Origin of the sequence: Sphingomonas sp. PP-CE-1G-424, assembly GCF_004341085.1 — a bacterium.
Taxonomy (GTDB): Bacteria; Pseudomonadota; Alphaproteobacteria; order Sphingomonadales; family Sphingomonadaceae; genus Sphingomonas.
This window is the reverse complement of the sequence record NZ_SLXW01000001.1, coordinates 223098-237136: the sequence shown is the minus strand read 5'-3', so window position 1 is coordinate 237136 and position 14039 is coordinate 223098. Positions and strand designations below refer to the sequence as shown.

Genomic DNA, 14039 nt, shown 5'->3' with positions numbered 1-14039 from the left:
TCTGATAACACCACCCCGGCGAAGGCCGGGGCCCAATTGGGAAGGTGGAAATAACGAGGCGCTACCCGCCGTTAGCAACGTTTCCCAATTGGACCCCGGCCTTCGCCGGGGGGTGGCCCTTGATATGGGGCGGGGGCAGCGAACCCTACCGCGCCGCCAACAACGCCAGCGCCCGCCCCATAAGACCCGCGAACCGAACCTCGTTCACGCCGTCATCCGCCCGGTGCCAGTTCCCGGCCGCGGCATACCAGCGGCCGTCCTTCGCCTGGACCAGATAATTCAGCGTCAGCACCCCAGGCTCGCCACCGCCCTTGAACCCGACATACCCAAACCGCTTGGCGACCGCCGGATCGACTCCCGCATTGACCGCCAGCACCGCCCGGGTCGTAGCGTCCGCTCCCCGCAGCGCGTTCAGCACCACAGCCATCGCCGCCGGGCTCGAAAACCATTCGACGCTGTCGATCGCCACCGGCTTCCCCGCGAACACCGTCGGATCGAGCTTGGCGGTGGAAATCTTCACCGCATTGTCGACCAGCAGCGCCCGCCGCTCATTCACCGACCCAGCCGCCCAAGCCTTGGTCAGCGCCGAATCCTCCTTCAACGCAAACATCTCGCGCGTCGTCATCACCGGCACGCTGCCACCGGCCGTCTCGGCCATCGCATCGACCTTCGCGCGTCCGAGCGTCGTCAGCAGCGTATCCGTCGCGGTGTTGTCGCTGATCGAGATCATCATCGTCGCCAGCGTCTGCACGGTCACCGGCGATTCCGCGGGCCAGGTCTGCAACACGCCGGAGGGCAGGGATGGCGCTCCGACCTTCACGACGTCCGCCCAGTGTCGCTCACCCGCCGCAACCTGACGCGCCAGTTCCGCGAGCACCCAGAGCTTGAACGCCGATCCAAGGGGCGCCGCCACATCCGCTCGATATTCTAGGATCGGCGTTGGTCTGCCGTTGCCCAGCGCGTAAAGCCCGAACCCGCTAGCCCCCGGCAGTGCGCGAAACTCCGCTTCGAGCTTGGCGAGGCTGTCGTCACGCGGCGCTGTACCGGTAATCAGCAATCCGGTCGCCGCATGCGGCGGAGCGGGATCGATCACCAGGCGGACGCTAGCCGTGCCGCGCGCGTACCCGACGGTCAGGTCCGCCGACCATGCCGAGGTCGCGGTGAACGTCTCGATCTTCTGCGGAGCGCCGAGCGCGGCCTTCAATTGCGCGGCGATGACCGACAGTTGCGCCGCAGGGACCTTGTCGCGGAAGCTCGTCGCGAAGTATGTTTCGTACGACCCGCGACCGTCCAGTATCGCGACCAGCGCGTCCGCCTTGGCGCGCAACGCCGGGTCTGGCGCTATGCCCTGCGCCGCGACTCCGACGGGCAGTACCGCCAGCAGGATCGCGAACAGCCGGAGCGCCAGCTTCTTCATCAGTTCTTCAGCTTCCAGCCGCTCTGCAGCAACCGGTAGCAGAGCGTCGCCAGCACCAGATCGATCACCAGGATCACGATCCCGCCGATCATCACCGGCGAGTCGGCAATCCCGAGGAACCCGTAGCGGAAGCCCGAGATGATGTAGAAGAACGGGTTGGCATGGCTGAACGCGCGGAACGCCGGCGCGAGCTTGTCGACCGAATAGAACGTCCCCGACAGCAGCGACAGCGGTGCGATCACGAAGTTGGTGACCGCCGCGGCATGATCGAACTTGTCCGCCCAGATCGACGTCAGCACGCCGAGCAGCGCGAGGAACGTCGCGCCCAGCAACCCGAACCAGATGATCGCGAGCGGTGCATGCGGCGTCACGTGCACGCCCGGATACAGCGCCATCGCCGCCCATACGACGATCCCGACGATCACCGCACGCGTGATCGCGCCACCGACCAGCGCGGCGAGCAACTCACCCGTCGACAGGGGCGGCTGGAGATAATCGACGATCGTCCCCTGCATCTTGCCGGCCAGCAGCGAGAAGCTCGCATTGGCGAACGCCGGCCCCATCATGCCCTGCGCGATGATCAGTCCCGGCGCGATGAAATCGGCGAAATCGACGATCTGGCCATCGACCGGCACCGGGCTTTTCGCGCCGGTCGCGATCGTGAACACGATCAGAAACAGCAGCGTCGTGATCGCCGGCGCCCACACCGTCTGAAGCTGCACCTTGAAGAACCGGCGCACCTCCTTGATATAGAGGGTTCGCAATCCCTCCCAGTTCACGCTCTTGATGACGGGAACGCCGGGGGCGGAGTGCACCGCCGAATGGATTTCACCGATTGGGGGCTGGCTGCTCATAGGCGTTGCGGGTAATCGCTGCCGCTGCCGCCCGCAACCCGGCTGACGTAGACTAAGGAACGAACATGTCCTGGACCGACGAGCGCATCGCGACGCTCAAGACGATGTGGGAGGCCGGCCAGACCGCCAGCCAGATCGCCGAAGCATTGGGTGGCGTCAGCCGCAACGCCGTCATCGGCAAGGCGCACCGCCTCGAGCTGCAGGCGCGCCCGTCGCCGGTGAAGCCGAACGATCCCGAGGCCAAGGCGGCTGCTGCTGCCGAGGCAACGGCGTTGGCTGCTGCGGCGGCCCCCGAGCCGGTCGCGGCACCGGAACCCGTCGAGGTCGAGGCCCCGAAGCCAGCACCGGTCGTGGCAGAGGCCAAGCCTGCGACACCGGTCGAACCGGAGCCGGTCGCCGAACAGCCCGAGGACGACGAGGAAGAAGATGAGGATGAGGCAGCTCCGGCGGTCGCCGCGCCCGTCCGTGCGCCGCAGCCGATCCTGCGCTCGGTCGGCCCCGGCGGCTTCCTCCGCCAGGCGCCGGGCGAGCAGCAGCCGCCGAGCACGCCGGCCCCGCCGCGTCGCCTCGTCCCCGCCAAGCCGTCGGCCGAGATGGCGAACAAGACGAGCCTGCTCGAACTGAACGACCGCATCTGCAAATGGCCGCTCGGCCATCCCGGCGAGCCCGACTTCCACTTCTGCGGCAAGGCGGTGAACCCCGGCTTCCCGTATTGCGTCGACCATTGCGGCCACGCGTACCAGGCACAGCTGCCCCGTCGCGATCGTCGTCCGACCCCACCGCTGCCGTTCGGCGGTCCGCGGCCTCGATAAGTCTGCTGATGCGGGCGGGTCGTAAACCCCGTCCGTCATCCTGACGAAAGTCAGGATCCAGGATACCGAGAGGCTACCCCGTTTGGCTCTGGGTCCGGATTTTCGTCAGGATGACGAGGTGGGTGGTACATTGATCGTTGCATGGAAAAGGCCGCTTCCTCGTTTGGGGAAGCGGCCTTTTTCATTTCACGCTAGCCATGGGCAAAGCCCATGTCGTCGGACGCGGCTCGCCGCGCCGGCCGGGCTTGGGCGAGTCCGCTGCCGGCGTGGCAGCGGCCGCCCTTCGCCTCAAAAACGGAACGCCGCCGTGGCGCGCAGGCTGTGCCAGCGGAAATAGTCGAAGTTGCGACGAAAGTCGGTGCCCGACGCGTTGCCGCGCGTGAACGGGCCACCGGCGGGGCCACCCGAGGCGCGGACGCGGTAATCGTCGTCCTTGTAGCGGTGGAACAGATATTCGAGACCGATCGAGAAGTTCTTGCCGAGCTTCTGCTCGATCCCGCCGCCGCCGACGAGGCCCCACTGCTTGCTGTCGCCGTTGGTGGTGAAGGTGTTGGCGGTGTTGCCGGTCGTGAAGCTGTTGTCGATGTTGGCGTAGCCGCCGCCGGCCGTGCCGTAGAACAGCGTGGTGTTCGCGGCATAGCCTGCGCGAACGCGGGCCGAGGCTTCCCATTTCAGGTCGCGGGTCATCGTGTAGAACGCCGGCGTCGTGCTGAACGCGGAGACGCTGTCGCTGATCTCGCTCTTGCCGAACTCACCGACCACGCCGAACACGATGTTGCCGCGCTGGATGTCCGCGCCGACGCGACCGTAATAGGCGATGCCGTCCTTGTCGTTGCGGCACCGCGGCCCGCCATTGGTAGGCGCGACGTTGTTGACCGCGCGACCATTGCAGAAGCCTGGCGAGAAGGCGTTGGCCACGGTCGCAGTCGAGATGGTGTCGGTGAAGACGCCGTCCAGATTGCGATCGAACTCGATCGTCTCGCCGACATCGTTGGGCTGCACGTCATAGCCGAACGACCCGCCGATATAGACGCCGCTGAACGGCGCATCCGCGGTCGTTTCCTGTGCTGCAGCCGGTGCCGCCAGCCCGAGGGCCGCACCAAGCGCCGCTGCGCCAGCAAGCGCCGCCTTCATCGTTTCGTTCATAGTCCACTCCCGGAAAGTTTCATGACAGGTTTGTTAGAAACGGCGGATGCAGAGAAAATTATCCTGCGTTCCCAACAATAACTGGCACCGTGACTTTTTTGTAACATGTGGAACAAACGGAGGCTGTGGCTTTGTCCGACGCCTGCGGCTACGTTCGCCGCATGGCTGAAGATCTGTTCGCGTCTCCGGGCGCACCCGGCGCCGGCAAACCCGCCGCCAATACCTATGACGCCTCCTCGATCGAGGTGCTCGAAGGCCTCGAGCCGGTCCGCCGCCGCCCCGGCATGTATGTCGGCGGTACCGACGAGCGCGCGCTGCATCATCTCGCCGCCGAAGTGCTCGACAACGCGATGGACGAGGCGGTCGCCGGCCACGCGACGCGGATCGAAGTCACGCTCGAAGCGAACAACCGCCTGACGATCGTCGACAACGGCCGCGGCATACCCGTCGATCCGCACCCGAAGTTCCCCGACAAGTCCGCACTGGAAGTGATCCTCTCGACGCTCCATTCGGGCGGCAAGTTCGCGGGCAAGGCCTATGCGACATCGGGCGGCCTGCACGGCGTCGGCATCAGCGTCGTCAACGCGCTCTCGTCCGACACCGTCGTCGAAGTCGCGCGCGATCGGCAATTGTACCGCCAACGCTTCGCCAAGGGCTTGACGCTCGGCCCGATCGAGCATCTCGGCCCAACGCCCAATCGGCGCGGGACCAGCGTCGCGTTTACGCCCGATACCGAGATCTTCGGCACCGAACTGAACTTCAAACCGCAACGCCTCTACAAGCTCGTCCGCTCCAAGGCGTATCTTTTCGCCGGCGTCGAGATCCGCTGGCACTGCGCACCCGACCTGATCGGCGACGACACGTCCGCGCAAGCCGTGTTCCAGTTCCCCGGCGGTCTCGCCGACCACCTCCGCGACCAGATCGCCGGCCGCGAATGCGCGACCTCCGACTTCTTCTCCGGCTCGCAGGATTTCCCGAGCGCCAACGGCGAAACGCAGGGCCGCGTCGAATGGGCCGTGGCGTGGCCGCTGTGGAGCGACGGCTCGTACAGCTGGTATTGCAACACCATCCCGACCCCTGACGGCGGCACGCATGAGCAAGGCCTCCGCCAGGCGCTGGTCCGCGGCCTGCGCGCGTTCGGCGATCTCGTCGGCAACAAGAAGACCAAGGATATCAGCGCGGACGACGTGATGGTCGGCAGCGAACTGATGCTGTCGGTCTTTATCCGCGAACCGCAATTCCAGAGCCAGACCAAGGATCGCCTCACCAGCCCCGAAGCCGCGGGCCTCGTCGAGAAGGCGGTGCGCGATCATTTCGACCATTTCCTCAGCCACAACATGGAGCGCGGCAAGGCGCTGCTGAACTATGTGCTCGAGCGAATGGACGAGCGCCTGCGTCGCAAGCAGGAACGCGACGTCAAGCGCAAGACCGCCACCTCCGCGCGCAAACTCCGCCTGCCTGGCAAGCTCACCGACTGCTCGGCGAACTCGCCGGAAGGCACCGAGCTGTTCATCGTCGAGGGCGATTCGGCAGGCGGATCGGCCAAGCAGGCGCGCGACCGGAAAACGCAGGCGATCCTGCCGATCCGCGGCAAGATCCTCAACGTCGCGTCCGCCACCAGCGCCAAGATCTTCGCCAACCAGGAAATCGCCGACCTGACGCTCGCGCTGGGCTGCGGCACGCGGAAGGACTGCACGCCGGATACGCTACGCTACGAACGCATCGTCATCATGACCGACGCAGATGTCGACGGCGCACACATCGCGACGCTGCTGATGACGTTCTTCTTCCAGGAGATGCCCGAACTCGTCCGCCGCGGGCACCTCTACCTCGCGCAACCGCCGCTCTACCGCCTGACCGTCGGCACCAAGAGCGTCTATGCGAGAGACGACGCGCACCGCGCCGAACTCGAACGCACCGTCTTCAAGGGCAAGAAGGTCGACGTCGGCCGCTTCAAGGGCCTCGGCGAGATGAACCCGAGCCAGCTCCGCGAAACCACGATGGACCCCGCCACCCGCGGCATGCTCCGCATCACGCTCCCGCAGGAATACGAGGAGCGCGCGCAGGTGAAGGACTTGGTCGACCGCCTGATGGGCAACAACCCCGCGCACCGCTTCGCGTTCATCCAGGAGAATGCGGGCCGCATGGACGAGGAAGCGATCGACGCATGAACCAGACACGTACACTTCGTAAGGAAGCGCTTATCGCTTCATGGGCCAATTCGGACTGGGACGACGTCGCGCGTTTCATCGGGCCAAATGCGCACCGTTTCGCCAGTGCATGGGGAAAGGCACGTGACAAGATGGTGAAAGCCGGCGGGGGGCTCGTGCTCACTTGGTGCTGGCCCGCGCTGTTTTTCGGGTTCGCGTGGTTTCTGTACCGCAAGCAATGGGCAGTTGGCGCCGTCCTGATCATCCTGCCGCTGGTGGTCGGGTATTTCTTTTCCGTTTCGGCCGGCGGTGGCGCGGCAATCTTCATTGCGATGATAGCCAAATCAACAATCGCGCAGGATGCGGTCACCAAGATCGCGAAGATTCGTGCAGCGGGTGGCAGCGACGCGGAGATTGCCGCGGCAGGCGGAGTCTCGGTCATCGCCGGCGTGCTGGGCGGTATCGTCCTGGTGGCGGAGCTGGCGCTCGCGTTCGTGGGCGCAGTAATGGATCAGCAGGCCCATTTGGCCAGTCTCAGCAACGTCTAGAACCGGTGGGCGTGCCCATTCGACCGGCGTTCAGCGTCGGACGTGATTGACGCACCCGCCGCGCTATCGATATGAGGCCGCGTCGGGCGACCATTGGGTCGCCCTTCTCGTTTCGGAAAGGAAGCGCTTGTGACCATCACCCCGCTCATGCCCGTCTACCCGCGGTGTGGCGTGCGTCCGGTCCGAGGCGAGGGCGTGTACCTCTTCGGCGAGGACGGCCAGCAGTATCTCGATTTCGCCAGCGGCATCGCCGTCAACGCACTCGGCCACGCGCATCCGCACCTGACCAAGGCGATCGCGGATCAGGCGGCGACGCTGATGCACGTGTCGAACCTGTACGGGTCTCCGCAGGGCGAGCACCTCGCGCAGCGCCTGGTCGACAATACCTTCGCTGACACCGTGTTCTTCACCAACTCGGGTGCCGAAGCGGTCGAGTGTGCGATCAAGACCGCGCGGCGCTATCACTTCGCCAACGGCAATCCGCAGCGCCACACGCTGATCACGTTCGACACCGCGTTCCACGGGCGGACGCTCGGCGCGATCTCGGCCACCAACCAGGCCAAGATGCGCGACGGGTTCGAGCCGTTGTTGCCGGGGTTCGCCTATGCGAAGTTCAACGATCTCGAAGGCGCGCTGGCGCTGATCGACGACCACACCGCCGGCTTCCTGGTCGAGCCGATCCAGGGCGAGGGCGGCATCCGCCAGGCGAGCCACGAGTTCCTGACCGGCCTGCGCAAAGCATGCGACGAGCATGGCCTGTTGCTGGTGCTCGACGAGGTGCAGTGCGGCTACGGACGCACCGGCAAGTTCTTCGCGCATGAGCTGTACGGGATCACCCCCGACATCATGTCGGTCGCCAAGGGCATCGGCGGTGGCTTCCCGCTGGGCGCGTGCCTCGCGACCGAGGAGGCGGCCAAGGGCATGGTCGCCGGCACGCACGGCTCGACCTATGGCGGCAACCCGCTGGCGATGGCGGCGGGCGAGGCGATCCTCGACGTGATCCTCGAAGAGGGTTTCCTCGACAACGTCGCTGCAATGGGCGATCGGTTGCGGCAGGGGCTCGAACAGATGATCCCCAACCACGATCATTTGTTCGACAGCGTTCGCGGCACCGGGCTGATGCTCGGGCTGAAGCTCAAGAGCGACAGCCGTGCATTCGTCGCGTTCGCGCGCGACAACCACAATCTGCTGCTGGTGTCGGCGGGCGAGAACGTCGTCCGAATCCTGCCGCCGCTGGTGATCGACGAGAGCCACATCGCCGAGTGCATCGACAAGCTGTCGACCGCCGCACGCGTCTACGTGCCCGCTGCCGACGATTGAAACTGATCCTCCCCGGTACGGGGAGGGGGACCATGCGAAGCATGGTGGAGGGGGATCGCCCCGAAGTGTTGCGTTCGTGGAGGCCCCCCTCCACCATTCGCCATGCGAACGGTCCCCCTCCCCGTGCCGGGGAGGAATTATGCGCCATTTCCTGAATCTCACCGACGCCGGAGCCGACGGCATCGCCGCGATGCTGACCGATGCACTCGACCGCAAGGCAGCGCGCGCCGGCTTCCCCAAGGGCCGCACCGATGCCGACGCACCGCTCGCCGGCCACACGCTCGCGATGGTCTTCGAGAAGAGCTCCACCCGCACGCGGTTCTCGTTCGACATGGCGATCCGTCAGCTCGGTGGCACCTCGATCGTGTCCGACGGCGGTTCGATGCAACTCGGCCGCGGCGAGTCGATCGCCGACACCGCGCGCATCCTGTCGGGCTATGTCGACGCGATCATGATTCGCACCGACGATCACGCCAAGATCGAGGAGATGGCGCACTACGCCTCCGTCCCGGTCATCAACGGCCTGACCGACGCGTCGCATCCGTGCCAGATCATGGCTGACTTGCTGACGATCATCGAGAGCGGCAAGACGCTGCCCGGCCTCAAGGTCGCGTGGCTCGGCGACGGCAACAACGTGCTCGCCTCGATCGTCGAGGCGGCGGGGCTGATACAGTTTGACGTCGTCGCGGCCTGTCCGCAGGGATTCCAGCCGGAGGAAGAGGCCATCACGCGGTCGTCGGGTCGGGCGCGCGTCGTGGCCGACCCGCGCGAGGCGGTCGAAGGCGCTGACATCGTCGTCACCGACACCTGGATCTCGATGGGTCAGGCGCATGCCGATGCGAAGCTGAAGGCGCTCACCCCGTACCAGGTCGACGCCGCGCTGATGGCGCTCGCCAAGCCCGACGCGAAGTTCCTCCACTGCCTGCCCGCGCACCGCGGCGAGGAAGTCACGCCCGACGTGATCGATGGCCCGCAGTCGCTGATCTGGCAGGAGGCCGAGAACCGCCTCCACGCGCAGAAGTCGGTGCTGCGCTGGTGCTTCGGGCAGATCGGTTGACCTGAACGGGCAGGGTCACCATCTGGCGGACGATGAACGATACGCCAAAATTCGATCCTAACATGACCGATCTCGACCGCGCGTTGGCTTTCGCGATCCCGACGCGCAGTGCACGCGGCCGGATCGTGCGGCTCGGCACCGCGCTCGACGAAGTGCTCGCCGCGCATGCCTATCCGCCCGCGATCGAGAAATTGCTCGCCGAGGCGCTGACGCTCGCGGCGCTGATCGGTTCGACGCTCAAGGATTCGAGTGGCCAGCTGACGATGCAGACGCGTACTGACAACGGCGTCGTCCAGCTGCTCGTCTGCGACTACCGCGGCGGCGAAGTGCGCGGCTATATCGAATACGACGCGGACAAGCTCGCCGAGGCCCCCGCAGAGCCATCGCTGTTCGCGCTGTTCGGTGCCGGCTATCTCGCGATCACGTTCGACATGGCGACCAGCAACGAACGCTATCAGGGCATCGTCCCCCTCGACGGCGACACGCTGTCGCAGGCCGCGCAGAGCTATTTCACGCAGTCCGAGCAGATCCCGACGATGATCCGCACCGGCATGGCGAAGGGCCCCGACGGTCGCTGCATTTCCGGCGGGCTGTTCCTCCAGCATCTCCCCGAGGGCGAGGACGGGCGCGAGCGCCTGCATACCAAGCTCGATCATCCCGAATGGGAGCATGTCGCCACGCTCGGCAACACGATGGGGGTCGATGAACTCACCGACGCGACCTTGCCGCTGGAGACGCTCGTCTGGCGCCTGTTCAACGAGGAACAGGACGTCCGCATCCTCGCCGATATCCCGATCACGCGCGGGTGCCGCTGCGATCCCGACTATATCAAGGGCGTGATCTCGAAGTTCCCGATCGAGGAACGGCGATCGATGGCCGACGAGACCGGGTTCATCATCGTCGATTGCGCATTCTGCGCGACGAAATTTCCCGTGCCGGTCGATGAATGATGCACTTTTGTCGGTTGATCGAGCCGCTAACGTAAGGAATTAACGCCCCATTTACTTATGTTAGGTATAGATCGGGCTGTGCTTTTTATTCAGCACGTTGTTCTCCCTTGTGGCGCGATCCGCGCCAACCTCAGGGGCTGCCTCACCGGGCGGCCCCTTTCTTTTTGCGCGCCGCTGGCCTAGCGCACTCCGCATCATGACATCCCCTGCTCCCTTTGCGGTCGCGCTCGTTTCGGGCGGGCTCGACTCGATGATATCCGCCGCGATTGCGCGCGAAGCCGGCCAGCGGCTGCTCGCGCTGTCGTTCGATTACAATCAGCGCCACCGGATCGAGCTCGATGCCGCGCGGCGCGTCGCCGCCGCGCTCGGGGCCGAACGCCATATCGTCCTGCCGATGGACCTGTCCGCGTTCGGCGGCTCCGCGCTGACCGCCGATATCGACGTGCCGAAGGACGGTGCAGGCACCGAAGACGGCGGCGGCATTCCCGTCACCTACGTGCCCGCGCGCAACACGATCTTCCTCAGCCTCGCGCTGGGCTGGGCCGAGGCGGCGGGCGCACGCGACATCTATATCGGCGTCAACGCGCTCGATTATTCGGGCTATCCCGACTGTCGTCCCGAGTTCATCGCCGCGTTCGAAGGCCTCGCCGAACTCGCCACCAAAGCCGGCGTCGAGGGCGCACCGTTCCGCATCCAGGCCCCGCTCCAGCATATGACCAAGGCGGATATCGTCCGCGAAGGCACGCGGCTCGGGCTCGATCTCGGGCTGAGCTGGTCGTGCTACGATCCGACGCCCGACGGCAGGCATTGCGGCGAGTGCGACAGCTGCCGGCTCCGTGCGCGCGGCTTCGACGAGGCCGGGATCGCCGATCCCACCGTCTATGCCGTGAAGCCCACCTGACATGAGCTATGCGGTCAAGGAGATGTTCCTGACGCTGCAGGGCGAGGGCGTGAACGCCGGTCGCCGCGCGGTGTTCGTAAGGTTCGCCGGCTGCAACCTCTGGTCGGGCCGCGAACAGGATCGTGCGACCGCTGTGTGCCGGTTCTGCGATACCGAGTTCGTCGGCACCGACGGCCTCGGCGGCGGCAAATTCGCCGATGCGCAGGCGCTGGCGGCGGCGGTCGCCGGCTTCTGGGGCGAGGGTGCGCGCGACCGGTTCGTCGTGCTGACCGGCGGCGAGCCGATGCTCCAGATAGACGACGCGATCGTCGATGCGTTGCATGAACACGGGTTTCGGATCGCGATGGAGAGCAACGGTACGATCCCGGCGCATCCCGGGATCGACTGGGTGTGCATCAGCCCCAAGGCCGGCAGCATCGTCGTCCAGCGCACTGGGCACGAGCTGAAACTGGTCTGGCCGCAACCGGGAACCGATATCGAGGATATCGAAACCTGGGACTTCGCCAACCTGCTGCTCCAGCCGCTCGACGATCCTCGCGCGGACGCCAATCGCGCGGCGTGCGTCGATCTGGTGATGGAGCGGCCGCAGTGGCGGTTGTCGTTGCAAACGCACAAACTGCTTGGGTTGCGCTGAGCGACGCGAGGTCGGCGGTTCGTAGCCCGTCATCCCCGCGGAGGCGGGGACCCAGATGCTCAAACGGTCGCGGTTATGTCGCGACCGTTTGCCACTATGGGGTCCCACCTGCGCGGGAATGATCATATCTTCGGGGATAGGGTCCCGATCTTACTGCCCGGCCATCCCGACGCCCGCTGGCGGCCAGTTCTGCGCGCCGCACTTCTTCTGGACCCACTCGCCCTTCTTGTTCCAGCAGATCGCGTCGAGCCGCGGCATCGTCGCGCGGTCGCGGCCGATATAGCGTGGGAAGCGCTGTTCGCCCCACGGGATCAGGCTGTTGCGCAGTTCGCGCGAGCGCGCCAGCGCTACCTCGAACAGGTGCCCGCGCGGCGCGAAGACCGCATCGCGACCGATCGACGAGGCGGTCTTGCAGAAGCCGAACTGTGCGGCGACCGTTGCGAAGCTCGAATAGGTGCGCGTGCCGAACTGATCGAGCGCGGTCTGGCCGGCCTTGACCCCGGAGGCCTTGTTCACGCGCGCGAAGTATTTGGTAAGCGTCGTGAACGAGTTCTTCAGCTCTTCGCTGTGATCGGAGATCATCGCGTTGTAGTTGGGCACGGTCAGCAGGGTCGGCTCGAACTGGCATTGCAGCGCCGCCACGTTGAGCGCGGCGCGCATGTGCCACACCAGCGCAGCGCGGATTTCGTCCTGCGTCGCGCCGGGCAACACCTGGCCGAGATCGGCTTCGTCGCCGACCACCGCCGCACCCGAAAAATCGCGCGACTGCAAGAAAAACTGCGCCGACGCCGACTGGGCTACAGCCAGTCCACTCGTCGCCACGCATAGCGCAAGCGCGGTACGCAACACCTTCATTCCAACCTCCCCGGGATCTTCAAGTCATCGATTCTAAAGCGTTTCGACGCCGCTCCCAAGTGAATTTAACTATAGAACGCGGGCGGTAGCGTCCATGTTTGCCGATCACGGCGGTTTTTCGTCGCAGGCGAAATGATTCCGTGGTCGCTGGCGGGTATGTGCCTCGTCTGATCGGTCGGCGTGGCCGCGTCCCTATCCCGCGGACCGCGCGAGCGAACGCGAGGACCCGGCAAACGCAAAGGGCCGCCCGGTCGCCCGGACGGCCCTTTCGCAGCACGACGTCCCTTTCGGGCATGCCGTACCGCAGCAGTAATTCCCTTGCGGAAATTACATTGCGTTGTTGGTCACCGCGGTGTCGTTCGACATCATCGTGTCGTTCGCCATCATGGTGTCGTTGGCCATCATGCCACCGTTCGACGCACCGTCGACTGCGGTCATGTTGTCGGTCATCGTGTCCATGCCTTCGCTGGCATTCATGTCGGTGACCATCGTGTTGTCGGTCGTCGTCTCGGTCTTAGGACCGCACGCCGAAACGGCGAGTGCTGCGCTGGCGATCAGCGAACCGGTCAGGACCTTGGAAATGAGTGCACGCATGTGGAAGCTCCCTAGATAGAGGATTTGGCTGGCTGCTCGCCCTTAATACCCAAATCGTAGTGGACATTAATCCGATAACGCTTTGCCCTCAAGCCTCGTTTTCTCAAGGACAAGAAACTGTTTCAAGGAAAGCATCGGCCGTCAACGCCAGGGCGGCGTCGAAGGTTGCAAGGTCGGCGGAAATACCAAGCGATTGCAGGCTCGTAACGCCGTACTCCGGCAGGCCGCATGGGACGATACCACCAAAATGGGCCAGATCGGGCGCGACGTTCACCGAAAAGCCGTGGAGCGTCACCCAGCGCCTCACCCGCACGCCGATCGCGCCGATCTTCGCCTCGCGGCCCCCCGGAGCATTGGGATCGAGTGTCCATATGCCGACCCGGCCATCGACTGCGAACGCCTCGACGCCAAGCTCGCCCAGCGCCGCGATCACCCAGGATTCGAGCGCGTGAACATAGCGCCGCACGTCGCGCCCGCGCCTGGTGAGGTCGAGCACGACATAGCCGATCCGCTGGCCCGGCCCATGATAGGTGTATTTGCCGCCACGCCCGGTCGGTATCACCGGAAAGCGCGCGTCGATCAGGTCGCCCGGTTCGGCACTTGTACCGGCCGTGTAGACCGGGGGATGTTCGAGCATCCACAGCAGTTCGCGCGCCTCGTTCGCGCCGACTGCCGCCGCGCGCGCCTCCATCTCGGCCAGCGCGTCGGCATAGGGGGTCAGGCCGGCGCTGGTCCGCCATTCGATATCGTCGGGCAGGGGGATCGTCACCGACCCCAATTGCGCACCCGCACGCCGACTTG

The 14039-nt window shown here is 65.6% G+C and carries 14 protein-coding genes; 8 read left to right on the top strand and 6 right to left on the bottom strand.

Annotation, left to right across the window (positions count from 1 at the left end):
* Positions 1-145: 145 nt before the first annotated feature.
* Together C8J43_RS01150 and C8J43_RS01145 are read right to left on the bottom strand one after the other, a co-directional pair.
* Complete coding sequence (locus C8J43_RS01150) at positions 146-1417, bottom strand: serine hydrolase (protein WP_243645356.1); 1272 nt, start codon at positions 1415-1417, stop codon at positions 146-148.
* On the bottom strand, positions 1417-2271 hold the full coding sequence (locus C8J43_RS01145) for an ABC transporter permease (protein ID WP_133029412.1): 855 nt from the start codon (positions 2269-2271) through the stop codon (positions 1417-1419). Before C8J43_RS01145 ends, C8J43_RS01150 begins: the two co-directional genes overlap by 1 nt.
* Before the next feature lie 65 nt (positions 2272-2336).
* On the opposite strand from C8J43_RS01145, the gene C8J43_RS01140 reads away from it, so the two are divergent.
* The gene (locus C8J43_RS01140) at positions 2337-3083 is read left to right on the top strand and encodes a GcrA family cell cycle regulator (protein WP_133029411.1); all 747 of its coding nucleotides are present in this window, start codon (positions 2337-2339) and stop codon (positions 3081-3083) included.
* A gap of 288 nt (positions 3084-3371) precedes the next feature.
* Here the strand turns inward: C8J43_RS01140 and C8J43_RS01135 are convergent, their stop codons facing one another.
* Complete coding sequence (locus C8J43_RS01135; protein WP_243645355.1) at positions 3372-4229, bottom strand: outer membrane beta-barrel protein; 858 nt, start codon at positions 4227-4229, stop codon at positions 3372-3374.
* Between the two features lie 161 nt (positions 4230-4390).
* Here C8J43_RS01135 and parE point away from each other — a divergent pair, with 161 nt between their 5' ends.
* The 7 genes from parE to queE all read left to right on the top strand — a co-directional run bounded on the left by parE (position 4391) and on the right by queE (position 11789).
* Entirely contained in the window at positions 4391-6400 is a 2010-nt protein-coding gene (gene parE / locus C8J43_RS01130) for a DNA topoisomerase IV subunit B (RefSeq protein ID WP_133029410.1), read from the top strand.
* On the top strand, positions 6397-6927 hold the full coding sequence (locus C8J43_RS01125) for a DUF2628 domain-containing protein (protein ID WP_133029409.1): 531 nt from the start codon (positions 6397-6399) through the stop codon (positions 6925-6927). The genes parE and C8J43_RS01125 overlap by 4 nt, the downstream gene beginning before the upstream one ends.
* 129 nt (positions 6928-7056) lie before the next feature.
* The gene (locus tag C8J43_RS01120) at positions 7057-8247 is read left to right on the top strand and encodes an aspartate aminotransferase family protein (protein ID WP_133029408.1); all 1191 of its coding nucleotides are present in this window, start codon (positions 7057-7059) and stop codon (positions 8245-8247) included.
* Positions 8248-8386: 139 nt separating this feature from the next.
* Positions 8387-9304 carry an ornithine carbamoyltransferase gene (argF, locus tag C8J43_RS01115; protein ID WP_133029407.1) on the top strand — a complete coding sequence of 306 codons (918 nt, stop codon included), beginning with the start codon at positions 8387-8389 and terminating at the stop codon, positions 9302-9304.
* A 32-nt stretch (positions 9305-9336) separates the two neighbouring features.
* A complete protein-coding gene (locus C8J43_RS01110) occupies positions 9337-10254 on the top strand; it encodes an Hsp33 family molecular chaperone HslO (protein ID WP_243645354.1) in 918 nt (305 codons plus the stop codon).
* A gap of 196 nt (positions 10255-10450) precedes the next feature.
* Positions 10451-11155, top strand: coding sequence for a 7-cyano-7-deazaguanine synthase QueC (queC, locus tag C8J43_RS01105; protein ID WP_133029406.1), 705 nt, complete (start codon positions 10451-10453; stop codon positions 11153-11155).
* Between the two features lies 1 nt (position 11156).
* Entirely contained in the window at positions 11157-11789 is a 633-nt protein-coding gene (queE, locus tag C8J43_RS01100) for a 7-carboxy-7-deazaguanine synthase (RefSeq protein ID WP_133029405.1), read from the top strand.
* 150 nt (positions 11790-11939) lie between these two features.
* Here queE and C8J43_RS01095 read toward each other — a convergent pair whose 3' ends face one another.
* From C8J43_RS01095 to lipB, 3 genes are all read right to left on the bottom strand, one after another.
* Positions 11940-12644, bottom strand: a complete 705-nt coding sequence (locus C8J43_RS01095; RefSeq protein WP_056055478.1) for a hypothetical protein — start codon at positions 12642-12644, stop codon at positions 11940-11942.
* Positions 12645-12971: 327 nt separating this feature from the next.
* Positions 12972-13238, bottom strand: a complete 267-nt coding sequence (locus C8J43_RS01090) for a hypothetical protein (RefSeq protein WP_056055480.1) — start codon at positions 13236-13238, stop codon at positions 12972-12974.
* A gap of 103 nt (positions 13239-13341) precedes the next feature.
* Positions 13342-14001: a lipoyl(octanoyl) transferase LipB gene (gene lipB / locus C8J43_RS01085; protein ID WP_133029978.1), complete on the bottom strand. Its 660-nt coding sequence runs from the start codon at positions 13999-14001 to the stop codon at positions 13342-13344.
* Between the last annotated feature and the right edge of the window lie 38 nt (positions 14002-14039).